Annotated in this window: 17 protein-coding genes; 10 read left to right on the plus strand and 7 right to left on the minus strand. The window is 37.0% G+C overall.

The window, feature by feature from the left end:
* Positions 1-74: 74 nt before the first annotated feature.
* Both EZY12_17280 and EZY12_17285 read left to right on the plus strand, forming a co-directional pair.
* On the plus strand, positions 75-1,487 hold the full coding sequence (locus tag EZY12_17280) for a GNAT family N-acetyltransferase (GenBank protein ID QSX66540.1): 1,413 nt from the start codon (positions 75-77) through the stop codon (positions 1,485-1,487).
* A 91-nt stretch (positions 1,488-1,578) separates the two neighbouring features.
* Entirely contained in the window at positions 1,579-2,553 is a 975-nt protein-coding gene (locus EZY12_17285; protein ID QSX66541.1) for a hypothetical protein, read from the plus strand.
* 84 nt (positions 2,554-2,637) lie between these two features.
* Here the strand turns inward: EZY12_17285 and EZY12_17290 are convergent, their stop codons facing one another.
* Complete coding sequence (locus tag EZY12_17290) at positions 2,638-4,095, minus strand: MATE family efflux transporter (protein ID QSX66542.1); 1,458 nt, start codon at positions 4,093-4,095, stop codon at positions 2,638-2,640.
* Positions 4,096-4,228: 133 nt separating this feature from the next.
* Between EZY12_17290 and EZY12_17295 the strand changes: the two genes are divergently transcribed.
* The 8 genes from EZY12_17295 to EZY12_17330 all read left to right on the plus strand — a co-directional run bounded on the left by EZY12_17295 (position 4,229) and on the right by EZY12_17330 (position 14,540).
* Positions 4,229-5,395, plus strand: coding sequence for a pyridoxal phosphate-dependent aminotransferase (locus EZY12_17295; GenBank protein ID QSX66543.1), 1,167 nt, complete (start codon positions 4,229-4,231; stop codon positions 5,393-5,395).
* A gap of 36 nt (positions 5,396-5,431) precedes the next feature.
* Positions 5,432-6,079 (plus strand): histidine phosphatase family protein, encoded by a 648-nt coding sequence (locus tag EZY12_17300; protein ID QSX66544.1) that lies wholly within the window; start codon positions 5,432-5,434, stop codon positions 6,077-6,079.
* 76 nt (positions 6,080-6,155) lie between these two features.
* A complete protein-coding gene (locus EZY12_17305; protein ID QSX66545.1) occupies positions 6,156-7,181 on the plus strand; it encodes a glucokinase in 1,026 nt (341 codons plus the stop codon).
* A 43-nt stretch (positions 7,182-7,224) separates the two neighbouring features.
* Positions 7,225-7,827 (plus strand): hypothetical protein, encoded by a 603-nt coding sequence (locus tag EZY12_17310; GenBank protein ID QSX66546.1) that lies wholly within the window; start codon positions 7,225-7,227, stop codon positions 7,825-7,827.
* Between the two features lie 171 nt (positions 7,828-7,998).
* The gene (locus EZY12_17315) at positions 7,999-8,781 is read left to right on the plus strand and encodes a YebC/PmpR family DNA-binding transcriptional regulator (protein QSX66547.1); all 783 of its coding nucleotides are present in this window, start codon (positions 7,999-8,001) and stop codon (positions 8,779-8,781) included.
* 748 nt (positions 8,782-9,529) lie between these two features.
* Complete coding sequence (locus EZY12_17320; protein ID QSX66548.1) at positions 9,530-11,161, plus strand: TAXI family TRAP transporter solute-binding subunit; 1,632 nt, start codon at positions 9,530-9,532, stop codon at positions 11,159-11,161.
* Between the two features lie 88 nt (positions 11,162-11,249).
* A complete protein-coding gene (gene uvrC / locus EZY12_17325) occupies positions 11,250-13,127 on the plus strand; it encodes an excinuclease ABC subunit UvrC (GenBank protein ID QSX66549.1) in 1,878 nt (625 codons plus the stop codon).
* A gap of 138 nt (positions 13,128-13,265) precedes the next feature.
* On the plus strand, positions 13,266-14,540 hold the full coding sequence (locus EZY12_17330; protein QSX66550.1) for a tetratricopeptide repeat protein: 1,275 nt from the start codon (positions 13,266-13,268) through the stop codon (positions 14,538-14,540).
* 2 nt (positions 14,541-14,542) lie between these two features.
* Here the strand turns inward: EZY12_17330 and EZY12_17335 are convergent, their stop codons facing one another.
* The 6 genes from EZY12_17335 to EZY12_17360 form a co-directional block, all read right to left on the minus strand.
* A complete protein-coding gene (locus tag EZY12_17335) occupies positions 14,543-14,866 on the minus strand; it encodes a hypothetical protein (GenBank protein ID QSX66551.1) in 324 nt (107 codons plus the stop codon).
* 293 nt (positions 14,867-15,159) lie between these two features.
* Positions 15,160-15,438 (minus strand): hypothetical protein, encoded by a 279-nt coding sequence (locus tag EZY12_17340; GenBank protein ID QSX66552.1) that lies wholly within the window; start codon positions 15,436-15,438, stop codon positions 15,160-15,162.
* Between the two features lie 125 nt (positions 15,439-15,563).
* Positions 15,564-17,303: an endonuclease gene (locus tag EZY12_17345; GenBank protein ID QSX70717.1), complete on the minus strand. Its 1,740-nt coding sequence runs from the start codon at positions 17,301-17,303 to the stop codon at positions 15,564-15,566.
* 300 nt (positions 17,304-17,603) lie between these two features.
* A complete protein-coding gene (locus tag EZY12_17350; protein ID QSX66553.1) occupies positions 17,604-18,770 on the minus strand; it encodes a pyridoxal phosphate-dependent aminotransferase in 1,167 nt (388 codons plus the stop codon).
* Between the two features lie 208 nt (positions 18,771-18,978).
* Complete coding sequence (locus tag EZY12_17355; GenBank protein QSX66554.1) at positions 18,979-19,395, minus strand: hypothetical protein; 417 nt, start codon at positions 19,393-19,395, stop codon at positions 18,979-18,981.
* Positions 19,382-21,028: a glycosyltransferase family 39 protein gene (locus EZY12_17360; protein ID QSX66555.1), complete on the minus strand. Its 1,647-nt coding sequence runs from the start codon at positions 21,026-21,028 to the stop codon at positions 19,382-19,384. Before EZY12_17360 ends, EZY12_17355 begins: the two co-directional genes overlap by 14 nt.
* Positions 21,029-21,052 lie beyond the last annotated feature (24 nt).

Below are 21,052 nucleotides of genomic sequence, written 5' to 3' on the forward strand. Positions count from 1 at the left end.
ATGTTTTTAAAGATGAGTTTTTTCTGTTCCCTCTAAAAAGTACAATTTTTTTGCAACAAATTTAGGATTGTTATATGGCCTTAGAATTTTGCTCTTGGACTTACCTTGATGGACGCATCGTACCCACTGAATTAGCACGTTTGCCAGTAGATAATCATGCCCTCAATTTTGGAACTGCTGCTTTTGAAGCATTTCGACTTTATCCCACTGTCAATGGCTCAAAGATATTAGGATTAGATTTACATCTCAACCGATTACGATTGTCAATGTTATCTTTGGGATTGTCTCCTGTAGAACCCGAAGCAATTATCAAAGCATTGTGGCAAGCCGTAAGTGCGAACAATTTACAACAGGGATATGTGCGTTTGCTAGTATATCCAAACGGCAATTGTTTGGGGTTAGATCCTTCCCCATTCCCTTCGGCTGCATTGGTTATGGCTTGGCGTTCTGACAGTTCAGGATTTTTACCACCATTGACTTTAGGCATTAGTCATATCCGTCGTCCCGAAGCCGGTTCTACCCTCGCTAGGGGTAAAATTAGTGGCTTCTATGCAGTGGAAGCTGCGGCTGATCGCAATGCTAAAAAAATGGGATTTGACGGTAATCTGATGTTAAATCCAGATGGAACTATCTGCGAAATGACAGGAGCAAATATTTTCATCGTCAAAGACTCTGTTTTATATACTCCTCTTCTTCCTCAAAGTATTGATGGAGTCACAAGACGGTTAGTGATTGAGTTTGCAAATAGATTGAATATCCCTGTCAGAGAAGTACCTCTGCCTTTGGGCGATTTAATGGTGGCAGATGAAGTATTTGTGAGCGGAACTTATCATGAGATCCGTCCTGTTTCTGCGGTAGATAGACAGATTCTCGGTAGCCAATTTCCTGGACCTGTCACCCAACTGCTGCAAGAGCGTTTCCAGGAAATGCTGAATAACCCAGAAGATGAAATGGCATCCCGTTGGCTATCAGGAACGGTTTTAGAAAAGTCCACACCCAAGGCTGTTTCTCAACAAGCATACCAGATTCGTTCTGCTGAGTTAACTGACATTCCTGGGGTGATTGCAGGTGTTGGTTCTCTGTTAGCAGAATTAAAAGGTGTTTCAGAATTTCAACTTCCTGCTAGTTCAGCAGAAATTTGTCAGCGTCTAATTGAGGGGAAATATCCCGGCACTATTTTCGTTGCTAATCTACCAGGGAATCATGATTCTATTCTTGGTTTAATTACTTTAACTGTGCAAGAAGCAATTCATGTGGGCGCTTCTTATATCCTAATTCAAGAGTTATGGGTTCACCCAGACCATCGAAGTCAAAATATCGGTGAAAATCTCATTCAAGCTGTGGAAACTTATTGTGAACAAAAGGGACTTGCTCGGATAGAAGTTTGTTTACCAACCCATGAGTTTCCTGGTTTTTCTAACACCCACCATTTTTATAAAAAGAGTGGTTTTGAAGATTTTGGTCCGCGAATGTTGAAGAGAATCTAAACTTTGCCATAATTTATCGCGGTTGTAGGGTGCGTTCCCTAACGCACCAAAATAGTAGCAGTAAATATCAATTAAATTAGTAAGGAGAAACATGAGTAATTTGTCCCTGGAGGTGATCTTACAAAGAGAAATGCAAGGAGCATCTCCCATTATTGTTACTTCTGAAGGAAATAAAGCTGGACAAGAAGTTGAAGAGCGTAGCCAGTGCATTGTTAAAGGTCTAGAGCGTCTTTCTCAATGCAATTTTTCCACAGCAAATGTTAGCGATCGCTATCTTGATAACATTCTCCAACAAATTCATGAACAGTCCTATCTTGACTTTTTAGCTCATTGGAATAGAGCATTAGTAGGAGAAGAGTTACTGTTTGATTATCCGTTTGTTGACCAGGGAATTGCCGCAGATACTCCTCTATTTGCGGGAGTCTACGACTTGTCTCGTGAAGGGGCTAGAACTGCGATCGCTGCCGCACAGAAAATTGTCAATGGTGCTTCTTTGTCCTATGCTTTGTGTAGACCTCCCGGACACCATGCTGGGCCTGGTTGGTTAGGAGGATATTGCTTTTTAAACAATGCAGTTGCGGCTGTAGTTACACTGCTAGAATCGGGAATAGGTCCAGTAGGATTGATTGATATTGACTTTCATTTTGGCAATGGTTCTGCTGCTTTATTAGCATCACGACCGGATGTTTGGTTCGGTTCTATTCACAGTTCCACAATCGTTAGTTATCCTTACAAAGAAGTTCAACCAGCTAATGATAGCCAAATTTTCATTCCTTTTTCCCATTCACCAAGTCCAGAAGAATTTTTAACTGGAGTTGAACAGCTAGTTAAAAAGGCCAAAATTGAATTTGGTTGTGCAGCTATGGTTGTTTCTGTTGGCTATGACATTATTATCAATGATCCCCATGGCGGTTGGCATCTACCACCTGCTATTTTTGAGGAAATTGGTCAGATTCTCACCCAAGCATCTATACCACTTTGTTTAGTCCAAGAGGGCGGCTATGTGTTAAATGCCTTAGACGAATGTGCCTATAAATTTGGATTAGGATTATTGGGCAGGCATTGAGCCGAATTATAAACAAGTGCGATTTGTATTCCCCTCAATAATTGGGGGGACTATGAAGAGCAGATTGTTCAAGAATAATAGTTGCTATATGCGCCCGTTTTCAACATCTTCCCCTATTCCCAAATTTTCCACCATTATTTGTTCACGAGTTTCTCCAAAAGCTAAAGTCAACAGAGGATTTGCTTCTAAAGCCGGGAGAGTAGCACTAATATTATCAATATCATTTCTAAATGTACTGGGCAACTTGATCACAAACATCATCGTTCTTATTGCATAGAACAAAGATAGACTCAACCACAAAATATGGTTACTAGAAAACTTAACGGCAGCAAAATTCACAGGTGCAAATCCGATAAAAAGAGCGAATAAGCTAACATTACGGAGGGTATGTCCTTGTGCTAAACCTAAGAAGTATCCTTCCAGTGTAAAATCTATAGAACTAAGTACCAAGGCTAGTACCAACCAGGGAACAAAAGTATCTATCTTAGAGATGATTTCGGTGTGGTTAGTGAATAATCTAAAAACACTATCGGGAAATAATATACATATTCCACCGAAAAATATTCCTACAATCAGAGCAGTTAAGACAGAAAAACTAACTAGAGGTGCTAACTGGTGTGAATCTCCTTTTCCTTTAAAGTTTCCGACCAAACTTTCTGTACCGAATCCGATTCCTTCAATAAAATATGTATTAAAGCTGATTATCTGCCACAACAAAGAATTCTGTGCGTAAACTAGCATTCCCATCTGTACTCCTTGATAACTAAATGTTAAGGAGATAAACAGAAGAACTAAATTGCTAATAAAGATGTTGCCATTGAGAGTTAAGTTAGATTTTATAGCTGAGATGTCCCATATTTTAAACGCTACAGATATCACTTCCAACCACTGGAATTCTCTACAAAAAAATATCAATCCTACCAACAACAATATATATTGGCTGGCAGCAGAAGAAACTCCTGCTCCCATACTTTCCCACCCTAAGTTGATAATAAACAGATAGTCAAGTCCAATTTTCACACCATTACCAACTACTGATAACAGCACAACTAAGCCATTTTTTTCTCGCCCTAGAAACCAACCTATCAGAACAAAATTGAGCAAAACCGCAGGCGCTCCCCAAATTTGGGTGTTGAAATAGGCAAGACCTGAAGATTTGATTTCTAGGGGGACATTGAGGATGGTAAACCCAAGATCTCCCAAAGGGTATTGTAAAAGTATGAGGGCAATACCCAGCACCAAAGCTACTAAGCCATTACGCAATCCTATCAATAACATTTCTTCCCTGTCATCTCGTCCAACCGCTTGCGCTGTGACTCCAGTAGTCCCCATTCGTAAAAAGAGTAAAACGAAGTAGAGAAAGTTGAGCAAGTTTCCAGCAAGAATAACTCCGGTGAAGTTGTTGATTTCTTCAAGATGACCCAAAAATATGACACTGACTAAATTAGCCACCGGGATCATAATATTCGATAGGACGTTGGCTAGAGCTAACTGGAAATAGCGAGGTATGAAATCATACTTTTTTTTGAATGTTGGGTTCATTTTTTAAGTAGCTAGTAAGTAGGTTAGCATTGAAAATCGTCGTTATGGCAAGGCAAGAGGCAAGAGGCATTTAAAAAATTAGATAAATGGTGATACTCTGGAATAGAATCCTACATATACATTTTTAAGAGTTATGAATTATAAATTATCACGAATGGAAGCGATTCAATCGCCAATTATTCCGGTGGTGGGAGAATTAATTAAAAACTCTCCTGGGACAATTTCTTTAGGACAAGGTGTGGTTCACTATCAACCACCAGATACCGCAATGGAATTATTACCAAAGTTCCTTGCTGAACCTAAAAATCATCTTTATCAACCCGTTATCGGGATTCCTGAATTATTAACAGTATTAGCAGCAAAGTTATCAATATTTAATGGTCTTGATATCAATGAAGAAAATGCTATTGTGGTGACAGCAGGTAGCAATATGGGGTTTATAAATGCTATTTTAGCAATTACTTCTCCTGGTGATGAAATTATTTTAAATACTCCCTACTATTTTAATCATGAAATGGCGATTAAAATGGCAGGTTGTCATCCGGTATTAGTTGCCACAGATGCAAATTATCAATTAATTCCTGAAGCCATAGCCGCTGCAATTACAGATAAAACTCGTGCGGTGGTAACGATTTCTCCAAATAATCCGACGGGTGTTATTTATTCAGAAACAGCATTAAAACAAGTCAATGAAATTTGTCGAGAAAGGGGAATTTATCATATTAGTGATGAAGCTTATGAATATTTTACTTATGATCATGTAAAACATATTTCTCCTGGGGCATTTGCGGGCAGTAATCAATATACAATTTCTCTTTTTAGTTTATCGAAAACTTATGGTTTTGCTAGTTGGCGAATTGGTTATATGGTAATTCCTCAACATTTATTAATTGCTGTGAAAAAAGTTCAAGATACTATTTTAATTTGTCCACCTGTGGTTTCTCAATATGCAGCTTTGGGGGCTTTACAAGCAAAAGATGATTATTTAAAAGATAATATTGGGACAATTGCTAAAGTTCGAGAAATAGTGATTAATTCACTGCAATCGCTTGAAGATTTATGTACAATTACACCCGCTAATGGCGCATTTTACTTTTTCATAAAAGTGCATACAAAAATGAACGATTTGGAATTAGTGAAAAAACTGATTCAAGAATATAAAATAGCGGTAATTCCGGGAACAACCTTTGGGATGGAAGATGGTTGTTATTTGCGGGTTGCTTATGGGGCATTACAAGCAGATACAGCCAAAGCAGGTATAGAAAGATTAGTCAAAGGTTTGCAAACTATCGTATTATAATCGCATAACAAAAATTAACATTCGTAATTTTCCTCCATGAGTCAAATAGTTTGGATAGCAAGACACGCTAACCGCCTTGATTTCGTATACCCCGATTGGTTTCTCACTGCTAAAAGACGGTATGATCCACCTTTATCAGATGATGGGATGATCCAGGCACAGCAGTTAGCAAAACGACTCAAAGGGAAAAAAATCACCCATATTTTTGCTTCTCCGTTTTTGCGAACTATCCAAACTGCGAATGCGATCGCTGAAGTTTTGGATTTACAGATTAAACTAGAAATAGGTTTGAGTGAATGGCTTAATCCCGAATGGATGACTGAAGAACCGGAAAAACTGCCAATTTCAGCTTTAGTCAAATTATTTCCGAGAATTGATACTAGTTATACATCACGCATAGCTGCACAATACCCTGAAACTCATGAAAAAGTGCGGGAACGTTCGGCACAAACTGCTAGATGTCTATCTACTGAATTTTTCCCCCATGATATCCTATTGGTGGCACATGGTGCTTCTGTCTTGGGTGCAGCTATGGGATTGGTGGGAGATATAGCTAAAACGGAAGTTAAAGCTTCTTTATGTTCTTTAGTAAAAGTTGTGCGTCAAGATTCAGAATGGTTGCTAGAACTAAAGGGAGATACTTCCCATTTGACGAAAATTGAGGAATTGGTGCGATTTGTGTAAATATTTAAGAGGGGATTTTCTCTAAATCACAAGTGACAGTAACTAAGCAAAAGTAACTTACTAACTGATAAATTTTATGACATTGCTACTAGCAGGAGACATCGGCGGCACAAAAACGATTTTGCGTTTGGTAGAATTCTCAGAAACATTAGGTTTAAAAACCTTGTATGAAGAGAGTTTTCGCAGTGGGGATTTTCCCGATTTAGTCCCCATAGTTCAAAAGTTTTTGACTACAGCTAACTCTTCTACACCAGAAAAAGCCTGTTTTGCGATCGCTGGCCCTGTAGTTGCAAATACTGCTAAACTAACTAATCTATCCTGGTTTCTCGATACAGATCGTTTAACTCAAGACTTGGGTATTCTTTCAATTTCCCTCATTAATGATTTTGCGGCTGTTGGTTATGGAATTTTTGGGTTAACAAAACAGGATTTACTAACTTTACAAGTTGGTAAATATCAACCAGCAGCACCCATGGCTGTAATTGGTGCAGGAACTGGATTAGGCCAGGGATTTTTGATTAAACAAGACAATCAATATCAAGTCTTTCCTTCCGAGGGTGGACACGCAGATTTTGCCCCCCGAAATGAGTTAGAGTTTCAACTGTTGAGATATCTGGTAGATAAACATGATATTCAACGAGTTTCTGTAGAAAGAGTGGTTTCTGGGTTAGGAATTACTTCTATTTACCAATTTTTACGCGATCGCAAAATAGCCCCCGAATCACCAGAAATTGCCCAAGCAGTCAGAACTTGGGAACAAGAAGCACAGAAAGCTGAAAAAACCATTGATCCTGGGGCATTTATTGGTAAGGCTGCCTTAGAAAAAAGCGATCGCCTTTCTGAAAAAACTATGCAATTATTTGTAGAAGCCTACGGTGCAGAAGCCGGAAATCTGGCATTAAAACTTCTACCCTATGGAGGATTATACATTGCTGGTGGTATTGCCCCCAAAATCCTCCCATTAATGCAAAATGGGAATTTCCTCTGGAATTTTACCCAAAAAGGGAGAATGAGTTCATTACTAGCAGAAATACCCGTGCATATAATTCTTAATCAACAAGTCGGTTTAATTGGTGCGGCTTTATCTGCCTCTAGGTTATAACTAGCAACAACAGTAAAATCTGCATCTACAAATTTTATAACTTATGAATAGCAAAATTTTATTATCGTTGCTTGCTGCCGCTTTTTTATTTAGCGGTTATAGTGTAGCTGCGGTAAATTCACCTCAACCGACAATTTCCCCAAAGAAACCCATTGTTCCTCAAATAGTACAACCTAAATGGCGGACATTTACTGCCCCAGATGGATCTTTTAGCGTATTAATGCCGGGAATGCCCAAGCGGAAAACCCAAATTCAAAAAACCTACATGGGGAAAATAAAATTAGAAATATTTTTAATCCAACCACCGCAACAAGAAGCAGCATATCTAGTTACATCCAATGAATTTCCTGATAGCTATGTACAAATGACAAACCCACAAAAAATTCTGGATCAAGCCCAATATGTAGAACTAACAGCCACCAAAAGTAGATTACTAAATCAGCGCAATATTCGCAGTTCTAACTTTCATCCTGGTAAAGAAATTGAATATGTCAATGCTATCGGAAAAGTTACTAAAACGAGAATGTTTATAGCTCATAATAGATTGTATAAAGTCATGGCTATAGTTTCTAAAAAACAGCATGATAGTTTAGATAAAACTATTACAGGCTATTTAAATTCCTTTAAATTGGTTGTTAAATTTTAATTGGCAATTGGAGTCTGTAAGGTGCGTTAGCTCGTCTCGTAACGCACCGTTAATCGATCCGAAGGTGCGTTACGGCTATGCCTAACGTACCCTACAAATACTTGTTCTTGCATCTAGGTGAAAACTAGATATATCCTGTTTGTGAGTAGATGATTAATAATATTGGTGATTATGGCAGGACATAGTAAATGGGCAAATATTAAACGTCAGAAAGCCGTAGTAGATGCGAGAAGGGGAAATATTTTTACCCAGCTATCACGGGCAATAATTGTAGCTGCGAGAAACGGTGTACCAGATCCAGCAGGTAACTTTCAACTACGCACAGCCATTGATAAAGCTAAAGCCGCAGGGATTCCCAATGATAATATTGAGAGAGCGATCGCTAAAGGTGCAGGTACTTTCAGCGATAATAGTATCCTGGAAGCAATTCGCTATGAAGGTTATGGTCCTGGTGGAGTAGCAATTTTAATTGAAGCCCTCACAGATAACCGTAATCGTACGGCTGCGGATTTGCGAGTTTCTTTTAGTAAAAATGGCGGAAATTTAGGAGAAATAGGGTGTGTAAGTTGGATGTTTTCCCAAAAGGGAGTTTGTGTAGTTGAAGGTATCATTAATGAAGAACAGCTTTTAGAAGCTTCTCTAGAAGGGAATGCTGAGTCTTATGAAATGATTGCAGAGGAAACCGCTGAGGTATTTACAGAAATAGCAAATTTAGAGAAACTCAGTCAAACATTACAAGCAAAAGCTTTTAAAATCACAAATATAGAATTGCGTTGGATTCCTAGTAATCAAGTAGAAGTTACTGATGCAAATCAGGCTAAAATTCTGCTTAAATTAATTGATACTTTAGAAGGGTTAGATGATGTCCAAAATGTAACAGCTAATTTTGATATGGCTGATAGTTTAATGGAACTGAGTGTCACTGACTCAACCCTAAAGGGATTGAGCTTGTAAAGAACAAACTTTACAACACAAGCAGCGACTAGCCCATTGAGACTAATCCTGATCCGCACTTCCGAATACTTCCCCAGTATGGCTTACGCCACGCTACGCTATCGGATTATCTGCAAGACTGTTTGTTAAGTCGTTGGTTAAAGACAAGACATTTTGGATTAGTTGGGCGAGGGGACTTGAACGGGTTTGCTGGTTCCCGGGATTATATCCATTCAAAAATCAGCATTTAAATACCACAGTGAATAAATTCACTCGTGTCGCTTCCCTCTCACCGGCTAAAGCCACTGAGTTTCCCGCATACCGCGAGGTTTTATGACTTAGTGATAAACCATTAATATTTATAAAAAAGGCTTGGCTATTTACCAAGCCCATATATACCAAGTGTTTACCATAGTTGGTTAATTTACATGAATTGATGCTGAAATTCATCTATCTATGGTATGTGTATCAGTTATGAAAGCTGTTATAGATTGCTGACAAAGAAATAATCATATATTTTTTTGAGATAGAAAAAGGTTTAGCATCAAGCTAAACCCTCATAGAAAGCAGTTATTCGACACACTAGGGTTAATGTAAATCTACTTTTATTTTTCTGCATCTGACTCGGTGACTCCTGACTCCTAAAAATATTATTTTCAGCAGTTTAACCCCTGTATGGTTAAAAAAATACGATGAAATCTGGAATACAATTTCTGGTATTGTATCAAAGTATGTATCTATTCATTAGTAAATACACTATTTTGCAGATATGTCAACATCTAAAAATAATCATCAATTCAAGTTTTTGGGATTTTTTTTAGCTCTAGATCCTTTCTCTAGGCTGATTTTTTTAGGACTTGGGTTTGCTAGTTTGAGTACCTTTGTCATTGTTGTTGGGAATATTGTCAATTATCTCACACCACCTCATCTGACAATAGCTGCTGGAGATAAAACAGGAGAAAGTTATCTTATCAGTGAAGCTATCAAAAAGGTAATTGAACGGAGAACTAATATCAAACTGCAAGTAGAAGAAACTAAAGGAACAACCCAAAATATAGAAATGTTATCCACAGGAAAAGCTCAGTTAGCAACGGCTCAAGTAGATGTTGCTGCTGAGGAAATTGGTAATTTAAATTCTCTGTCAAAAGCGAATGTGAGAACAGTAGCTTTATTGTACAAAGATACTTTTCAGCTAGTTGTAAAAGATCCGCAAATCAATCAATTTGTGCAATTGAAAGGGAAGACTGTTGCTTTAGCTGCTAGTGGTGGACAATACCAATCTTTTCTCACAGTAGCAAAGCATTTTGGTTTGAGTGAAAAAGACTTTAAGATTACAGGTTTAGATAGTAATAGTAAGCCTATTCCTGGCTATAATGATCAATTTGCAGATAAAGATTTTCGGGAAAATAAAGCTGATGCTGTATTTCGTGTTCGAGCTATAGGCAATAAATCTATTGCGAATCTTGTCAATAATTATCAGGGAAAATTAATATCAATTCCCCAAGCAGAAGCGATGAAAATTAAGCAACCTGCCTTTGAAGCTACGATAATTCCTCAAGGTGCATATAGAGGCAATTTCCCTGTTCCTTCCACTAATTTATCTACAGTAGCAATATCAAGATTGCTATTAGCAAATGATCAAGTAGATGCTAGTGTTATCAGAAAATTAATTCAAGCTATCTATGAAAATCGGCAAGAAATAGCTAATGAAATTCCTCTAGATCATGCTGAAGTTAAACCATTAATTTCTAGTATCAGCCGTCCTAAAGAAAATAGTGGTGTTGATATTTTCTTACATCCTGGTGCTGTGGCTTTTTATGAAAAAGATAAACCATCTTTTATTCAAGAATACGCTGATTATATAGGGTTATTATTAACGGTATTTTTATTAATATTACAATGGATTCATCAACTTAAATTATGGATTGCCCAAAGTAAAAAAAATGAGGCTGATGAATATCTAAAATCAGCAATTAGCTTAATGAAAGAAGGAAAATATCAACTTGAAGAAAGACAAAAGCTTTTGGATGAAACATTTAATAAAGCTGCTAACGCATTGGTTGATGAAAAAATTTCCCAAGAGTCATTTCGGACTTTTAACGAAGCCTATAAAAATACTAGAGAAGCAATAGAAAGAGATAAACAAGTTGCTCAACAATCTATTGAAAAAGTTCAAAGAGATAATGCAGCTAAATATATTAAAATAGTGGTTAAATTGCTAAGACATCGCCAACAGAATCAGAATATAATCATTCAACAAAAGTTAGATATTATTCTAGAAAAAGTAGTGAGTGATTTAGTTTTAGAAAATATTTCTCAAGAATCGTTCCGAACTTTCATTGAAGCATACAAAGCTACCAAGCATTCTATTGAAAGCAAGAACCCCTCATTATTAAATTAAGATTATAGATCCCCGACTTCTTTGAGAAGTCGGGTATCTGGGTTTAAGATGGATATAGGTAACTTATCAAATTATATAAAATACTCCTGTGACTATATCTGAGAAAATATTACCACTGTATAAAAACCCAGAACGCTTAGAAACTCGTCTGGGGGAGATTCCCGCAGAACCGGGAGTTTATTTGATGCGAGATGGCAGCGATCGCTTAATATATATAGGTAAATCTCGAAAATTGCGTTCTCGTGTCCGTTCCTATTTCCGCGACTCTACCAACAAGACGGAACGCATTAATACAATGGTTAAGTTGGTGACAGAAATTGAATTTATTGTCACTGATACCGAAGCAGAAGCATTAGCACTAGAAGCCAATTTAATTAAGCAGCATCAACCGTATTTTAACGTTTTACTCAAAGATGATAAAAAATATCCTTATCTTTGTATTACTTATTCAGAAGCATATCCGCGTATTTTTATTACCCGCAAACGTAAATTAGGAAAAGCCAAAGATAAATACTATGGACCTTATACGGATTCTAGTTTGTTGAGAGAAATATTACACCTATGTAACCGAATTTTTCCCGTCAGACAAAGACCACAACCTTTATTTAAAGATCGTCCTTGTTTAAATTATGATATTGGTCGTTGTCCTGGAGTTTGTCAACAGTTAATTTCTGTAGAAGAATACCATAAAATTATTCAAAAAATAGCAATGGTTTTTCAAGGAAGGACTCAGGAACTAATTGATATTTTGACAGCACAAATGGACATTGCTGCGGAAGAATTAAATTTTGAAACTGCGGCCAAAGTCCGTGATCAAATTAATGGTTTAAAATCTCTCAATGCAGCCCAAAAAGTCTCCTTACCTGATGATACAGTATCACGAGATGCCATTGCTTTAGCCGCAGATGATCAACACGCCTATATTCAATTATTCCAAATTCGCGCAGGTCAATTAGTTGGACGTTTGGCTTTTGTCGCTAATTCCCACGCAGAACCAGGAGCAATTCTACAACGAGTTTTAGAGGAACATTACCAAACTGCGGAAAGTGTAGAAATTCCTAGCGAGATTTTAGTGCAACATGATTTACCAGATAGTGAAATTTTGTCCAATATTTTGACAGAACGCAAAGGCAGAAAAGTAGCAATTTTATCTCCTTTGCGACAAAGTAAAGCCGAATTAATAGAAATGGTGGAAAAAAATGCCCAATATGAGTTACAAAGAATGCAAAAATTGGGAGATAGTAATTTACAAGCAACTCAAGATTTAGCTGCTATTCTCGATTTATCAGATTTACCAAAACGGATTGAAGGTTATGATATTTCCCATATTCAAGGTACTAATGCGGTAGCTTCCCAAGTCGTATTTATTGATGGTTTACCAGCAAAACAACATTACCGACATTACAAAATTAAAAATCCTGATATTACCATTGGACATTCAGATGATTTTGCTAGTTTAGCGGAAGTTATTAATAGAAGATTTAGAAAATATATTGAAGATCCCAAATTAGCAAGATTGGGTAATTCTGACTGGCCTGATTTAATTATGATTGATGGTGGTAAAGGTCAATTATCTGCGGTTATGGGTATTTTATCAGAAATGAATTTATTAGCAGATTTGCGAGTTATTAGTTTAGCTAAAAAGCGCGAAGAAATATTTTTACCAAACTCATCTCAACCTTTAGAAACAGACGCAGAACAACCAGGAGTACAGTTATTACGACGTTTGCGAGATGAAGCACATAGATTTGCTGTGAGTTTTCATCGTCAGCAAAGAAGTGATAAGTTGAAAAGGTCGCATTTGGATGAAATTCCCGGTTTAGGACAAAATCGGCAAAAGTTGCTATTAGCTCATTTTCGCTCTGTTGATTATATTCGTCAAGCCACACCTATACAATTAACGGAAGTTCCCGGAATTGGTTCCCGGTTAGCGCAAGATATTTATGATTATTTCCACCCTGTTTAATATATCTTTTTTAAGAGATACGAACCACAGAGGCACAGAGGACGCAGAGAGTAATTAATGTAGGTTGGGTTGACGCAAGGAAACCCAACATCAATACTGTATTATTAACCAAAGTTGTAAATACCATATTGTTACCAGATGAAAATTAGTCTGTGCATGATTGTCAAAAATGAGGACACTTCTTTACCAAAGTGCTTGGGAAGTGTTAAAAATTTTGTTGATGAAATTATAGTTCTTGATACGGGTTCAACTGATAAAACTCCGCAAATAGCAGAACAATTTGGAGCAAAAGTTCATTATTTTACCTGGAATAATAATTTTAGTACGGCTAGAAATGAGGCTTTAAAATATGTTACAGGTGATTGGATTTTAGTTTTAGATGCTGATGAAACTTTAACACCAGAAATTATCCCGTTAATCAAATCAGTGATTAATAAAGAAGAATATCTTGTTATTAATTTAGTTCGTCAAGAAGTCGGTTCAACACAATCACCTTATTCTCTGGTTTCTCGACTATTTCGGAATCATCCAGATATATATTTTGATCGCCCTTATCATGCTTTAATTGATGATAGTGTAACCGCAATTTTAACTAAAGAAACAGATTGGGAAATTGGTTATTTACCAGGAGTTGCAATTTTGCATACTGGTTATCAAAAAGCTGTGATTAATGAGCAAAATAAATATGCTAAAGCCGCAGCAGCAATGGAAGAGTTTTTTGCAAATCATCCCCATGATGCTTATGTTTGCAGTAAGTTGGGGGCTTTGTATATGCAAATGGGCAAAATTGATGCGGGTATGGAGTTATTAAATCGGGGATTAAATCAAATCATTGGGAATCAAGTCAATGAAAATAAAAAATCGGTAACTAAATTAAAACAGTTACAATCACAAAAAGTTGAAGTTTCTCTTGATGAAGATATAAATTATGATATTTTATATGAATTACATTATCATTTAGGGATTGCTCATGCACATTTACAAAATTTACCAATAGCCATTTCTCATTATCAAAATGCGGTGAAATTACCTATTTATCCGCTTTTAAAATTAGGAGGATATAATAATTTAGGGAATTTATTAAAAAATGTGGGAGATTTACAAGGAGCAAAAATTGCTTATGAAACAGCCATAAAAATTGATCCTAATTTTGTAACGGGTTATTATAATTTAGGAATGGTATGTAAAGCCATGGGTTTATTTGCTGAAGCAATTGATTCCTATAATAACGCTATTAATTTAAATCCTGATTATGCCGAAGCTTATCAAAATTTAGGGGTTGTGCTGTTGAAAATTGGTGATGTTCCCAGAAGTTTAGAAGCTTTTGAATATGCTATAGCTCTCCATGAATTAAACAACCCTGAAGAAGCACAAAGACTTCATCAGGGTTTGAAGGAAATGGGTTTATTTTGATTTTAGGTTACTTTTTTAACAAATAGAACTTGATCATTTCTTGCATAGATTCTATACCAGATTCTATCTTTGTCATTAACTTGATATATTTCTTGAGTATTGACAATCTCTTGATTGTCAATGTTTCTAAATTCATATTTACCAATTTTCTTGATTTCTTTATCTGGCTGAATTTCCAGGTGATTAATTAATTTTGGATCATACTTTGAATAAAATAAATAATAAATATATGGCTGATTTATTTGATTATCAATGACTATTTTTGCAAATCTATCTTCATTGGTAATTACATAATTCATGAAATCTTTGATTCCATATTGGAACATTTCTCTGAGTATCTAATTCAGTGAAGGCGTAAAAGCTGAATATCTAACCGATATAGCGGTTCTCAGTCGGATGAGATCCAATCAAGAGGGCGGGGAAACCCCTACAGGGTTTGTAATTTAATAACTAGATCTCACCTAAGTGCATACCGCTATAGTAGAATAGGAAGATTACTAGAACAATTATATGAATATGGTGTAACACTGTTGTTATTGAAAATAGCCAGTGCCATGGTAAATTGCTGGGGAATAAAGATAGGAAATGCTCATAATGAAGTGTTTTTCCCATAGAAATTTCAGTCTTTATCGATGTTTTCTCCAAATCTTTGTACAACCTTGCTACCAGAAAGTATCCCAAGAACAGTAACAACTGATTCTGGGATCTCTGCAATATTTCGGTTGACTAAACTCACAAAACTCCAGACTACGAACAGACCTATACCCCATAGCAATAGCAATATTCTAGAACTAGATATTTTCCCTTTTTTTTCTCTAATGACACTCCACTTGCCTCTAAATTGTTCGCTCGACTCTTGATTCAGTTTGTCCATATTGTCAATAGTTTGTACAGTCATATTTTTCTCTTAAAAGCTGAGATGATTGATTGACAGTTCTCTTCAAAATTCTTAGAATTTATAGCGTAAGAGTACATCTTAATATAGACTGGCTGGCTGATCCAGCCAGTTTGGCTTCCTCTTAGTTACGTAAGATTGCAATAAGCCCGTTCGGGTAATGTAGCATCAATCACAAAAGGGTTTTCATTCCCTTGTAGTGCAGCAATAGAATTGCTTCTGGCTATCTCTGTGCTTGAAGGTGGGTCTAGTTTATTCCAATTACATAAAGTTTGCTTTTGTTCAGCAAAGTAACTGTCATCAGCTTGAGATTTGTGAATTGTATAAAAGTAGAATACTGCTCTGGCAAGATCTCCCTTTACCGATTCTCTTGGCTCGAACAAACTATTGGTAGATTCACTAAATTCATTGATACTTGCAGTAGGCTTATTTGTTTGAGAAATATCTCCTTTCAACCATTTCTTAGTTTTGTCGTCGGGTATCTCTGCAAAAACTTTGTTGCCTCGCTCACCATTGATTTTAGCATCTGAAGGGAACAAATGGTGTAAATCACTCCTTTGAGGCTCTTGCCCTGCCCCCTTACTTTGTGGCCAGGAGTGCTCGGTGTTAAAACCTTGACTTCCGGCTGCTTGACTGGGGTCATTCCCATCGTCTAAGGTGATGACTCGCCCACCATAAATATCGATTACTTTGCCATTTTGATTGTCAATATCACCAAACATCTTATCTCTAGCGGCTCCATAACCAATAGTTCGAGTGGGCGAATAACTTTGACGAATCTTCTCCTGCAAACTCAGACCTTTCAAAGATGGAAATATATTGCTCGATGCTCCACTTGGGATGACAATGGGGTTTGCTCCAGGATTTTGACCAGATGTAAGATTAATTGTGGCAACTAATGGGTCGTGGTCACTAGCTCTGCTGTTTCTCGGTTGATTCGCATTAACGTGAGCAATACGGATCCTCGGATTAGTTTGAGCGAGTTGTTGATTGACTAAAATGTAGTCAATCAATTCTTTCTGTCCCTGAAAGATAAATGAATAAGCATCATCAGATGGCAACAATTTAACTGGTAGATTAACCAATGTTCTATCAGTCAAAGTTCTTAGCGTCGTTGAATTTGGCCCATCGTTTAAGTCCCCCACCACAACAATGTTACTTTGGCTGTCCTTTGCTAGGATTTGGCTGACAAAATCTTCGACAATCTGGGCTTGTTGAATCCGCTGAGATTCTTTGTTATTGTTATTACTTTTCGATACGAAGTGATTCGCAATGATAAAGACTTTCTTATTACCAACGACGAACTCTCCTGCTAATGGTTTGCGGCTATTCTCGAATGCTGGGCTGTTGGGTTGAATCCGACTGGGATTACGTGACAATGAGACTGACCCGTTTTTTAAAATTACTTCAACCGCATCTTGAGATCCTCCGCTTTGTCCCTGAGCGAGGCTGACTTTTGCCGGATTATAAATATAACCAACCCGAATGTTACCTCCAGGCTCACCACCGTCTAAATCATCTACAGGTGAGATATCAGAGAATTGATAGACTGGTCCACCCTCAGTTTTAATGGCTGTGGTTAGGGTTTTGTAAGTGAGGTTGGCGGTTGTTACGGTGTCATCGATCTTCCCATTATCGTCCTGGACTTCTATCAGGGCTAAAATATCAGGAGCATTGAGGTCATTGGCAATAATTTTGGCGATTTGCTTGAACCGCAGATTATCTGAGGGGTCGAGATTTTCCACATTAAATGAACCGATTGTTAATCGTTCAACCGCAGCCTGTGCCTCGACAGGCAGAACGTTTAGGTTGAAGGTTATGAGAAACATCACTAAAAAACTTATCAGTAGAGATTGGATTTCACGCATCATTTCTGCTCTGGTATAGTTATTCAAGCAATTTCAGCTATTCTGAGGGAGAGTTTTTTACTCTTCTCTATCCTTTCGCTAAAAAATCTATCCTTTCCCTAAAAAATCTATCCTTTGCTTATAAAATTTATCCTTTGCTTATAAAATTTATCCTTTCCTTATAAAATCTATCCTTTGCTTATATTTAGTATTTATTTGACAAAGATTAACTGATACTTAAAACTCAAAACTCAAAAGTTTTGAGTCTTGAGTTTCGGAGTTTTCAACTTGCTTGTTTGTAATTCGCAATCACGAATGATGCTAAATTCGAGAACGCACGAATTTCTCTAATCTATCCATTCCCTTTTCAATTGTCGCCATATCAGTAGCGTAGGAAAGACGAATGTTTTTATCAGCACCAAAAGCCACACCAGGAATTAGTGCAACTTGATGTTCTGCTAATAAAGCATCACAAAATTCCAGGGATTTCAAGCCAGTTTTGCTGATATCAGGAAATAGGTAAAAAGCACCGTCTGGTTTAGCGGTACTTAAACCAGGAATAGCACTGAGTCTGGCAAACATTACCTGACGACGTTTAGCGAAAGCTTGACGCATTTCCTCTACACAGTCTTGGGAACTCTCCAAAGCGGCGATCGCTCCATATTGAGCAAAAGTACACACATTGGATGTACTATGTCCTTGAATGGTGCTGGCAGCTTTGATAATTTCCACAGGCCCTGCTAAGTAACCAAGTCGCCAACCGGTCATAGAATAACCCTTAGCGAAACCGTTACTAATCAAGGTAAGGTCAAAAATATCCTTTCCTAGAGAACCAATGCTGATATGTTCCGCACCGTCATAGAGAATCTTTTCGTAGATTTCGTCAGAAACAACATAAATACCTGCATCAACTATCACCTTTGCCAAGGCTTTGATTTCCGCAGGGCTGTATACCATCCCTGTGGGGTTTGAAGGGGAGTTGAGGACAAATAACTTAGTTTTTGGGGTAATTGCCTTTTTGAGTTGTTCTGGTGTGATTTTGTACCCTGTGGAAGCATCTGTTTCCACAATTACCGACTTTCCACCAACTAAAGTTACCATTTCGGGATAACTTAGCCAGTAGGGTGAAGGAATAATTACCTCATCACCGGGGTCAATCAATGCCACAATCAAGTTATAGAGAGAATGTTTACCGCCATTGGTGACAAGGACATTCTCCGACTTATAATCAAGACCATTATCATGTTTTAGCTTGTGGGCGATCGCTTCTCGTAACTTTGGTTCTCCAGCGGCTGGACCATACTTGGTTTTACCTTCATCCAAAGCTTTTGTAGCTGCGGCTTTGATATGCGCTGGGGTGTCAAAATCCGGTTCTCCAGCGCTAAAACTACAAACATCTATTCCCTCGGCTTTCATGGCCTTAGCTTTAGCGGCGATGGCTAAGGTGATGGAGGGTGTTACCTGACTTACTCTTGCTGCCAGCTTCATTCTAGTTTATTTAGCGAATTTCTATTTAATCTCTATCTAAGGATATATCAGAATCCTATTCAATATTGGCATTTTCTCAGAGATTCCCGATTTTGCTTAACCATAGGTAATAAAAAGTCAGAATCAGGATGTCCACCGATTTAAGGATTAACAGGATTAAAACTGGGATTTTATTACCAATTACCCATTACCAGCCTCAACTAGATAACTAGCAACTTGGGTTATCTAAAACTTCACATTGCCATTTTTCAACAGTTTTCTCAAAAAAATCAGTAGGATATCCCAACTCTTCTGGTGTTGGTATGTTTTCTTCAGAAGAATCAGTAATAATAATTAGATTCTTAATATCTTTTATTATTATACTGCTACAGCACTTCCCGGTGTTATGAGGTACAAGAACCCCACCCCCAACCCCCTCCCCGCAAGCGATGAGGGGGCTAAGATGTAACTCATAAAAGCGGAAACCGCTGTAAATCCTCGCTACACCACTACAAAGAATCCAAAAACCATAGTTGAGGCTGATGTCTAAGCCCACATTAGGAAAGCCGCGATCCGCAGAATGAAAAATTAATTGTACACCTTTGTCATAAACTAACAGCGATATCTTTGGGTTATTTTTTTTCAACTACCTGAATCAATTTCCAATCTCGAAAAGTACCAATTAAACGTTCATTAGCTGATAAACCTACTTCCGGTTCAGGACTAACCCAAGCATAATTATTTACAGGAACATCTGCAACTTTTTGAAATCGCTTTCCCCAATGAGGAGTTTCAAAAGTAAGTAATAATAAAGGTTTATCACCACCTGTTGTCATTGTTTCTGTTTTTTGTACTACAAAATCAATAGGATAATTTTTGAGGACAGGAGAAATTTCTGGTTGCTTCACAAACAATTTTACATCAGGACTATAATTACTTAATAACCCATTACCACCAGCTACAGCTAAAGCTAACCATGCAGGTATTAACCAACTTGCTAACCAATAGTTAGCTGTTAAAAATTTTTGTCGAAAACGATGACGTGCAAGCCAAACTATTGGTAAAAATAACCAACCTAATCCTAATACGACACCGATTGATGAATAATTTTTGATATCTGCTCCATCACTAACAGTAATTGGAATAAGTCCTGTATTTAATATTATTCCTAATATCAATACAATAGCACCTAAACTACCAAATATATAACTAAGATTCCGAGGTAAGAAAAAATATTTTGTTTGTTCAAAATGCTGATTATAAATATCTCCTAACCAGTTTAATGCTATTCCGGCTAAAATGGCTATCCAAGGACAAAGCATCAGAGTATAATGGGGTAAACGAGTAGAAATTATGCTAATTTCTAGGAATATAATTACAGGACAAACAACTAATATTAAAATATTCTTAATTGAAGAACGACTACATACTAAGAATAAACCCAAAATACTAAATAAAGTCCAAGGAAATGATTTAATTGGTAAGTTCCATAAATAGTAAAAAGGGGAATTTCCATGAATTTGTTTTGTTGCTAGTCTTGTTACTAAATTAAAAAATTGTTCAAAAACTATAACTCCATAACTTTGATAACTTAACCAAAACCATGTAATTACAGGGACAAAACCAATTATAAAACCGACATATACGGCATAGTTATTAAGATGCTGATGACGACGATTTTGCCAAATTAAATAAGGTAATAAACCGATAAATGGTACAAATATTAATTGACCTTTAATTAAAAATCCTAACCCAAAACTTAACCCTGCACCAAAACCCCAATAAGAGCGATATTTATTATGTAATTCTGCTTTTAATAAGCATAAAATACCAAAAAGAGCAATACAAATAGTAATAATATCTGGAGCAACTAACCTACTAACCTGTAACCATAGAAAAGATACCGATAAGATGGCAGAACTTAACCAAGCTATGCGTTTATTTAACAGCATCCTGGCTATTTCATAAACTAGGAAAATACTGAGAATAGAAGCAATTTGAGAAGGTAATCGAGATGTTACCTCACTAATACCAAACATTGTGTAAATAGATGCTAAAATCCAATAAAAACCTGGTGTTTTTTCATAAGCCAGTTCTGACCAAGATTGGGGAGTTAACCAATCTCCAGACTCTAGCATCCATCGAGAGCGTATAGCATAGGTAGTTTCATCATGAGCAATAAGACTATGTTGTCCATGATTCAATAACAATAATGGCACTACCCAAATAATTAGTCCTAGAAAATACCATATTTTTGGTAAATTAAGCAATTTTATCACTGTGAACTTTAGCTCCTGCTATCA

The organism is Dolichospermum sp. DET69, assembly GCA_017355425.1.
Taxonomy (GTDB): domain Bacteria; phylum Cyanobacteriota; class Cyanobacteriia; order Cyanobacteriales; family Nostocaceae; genus Dolichospermum.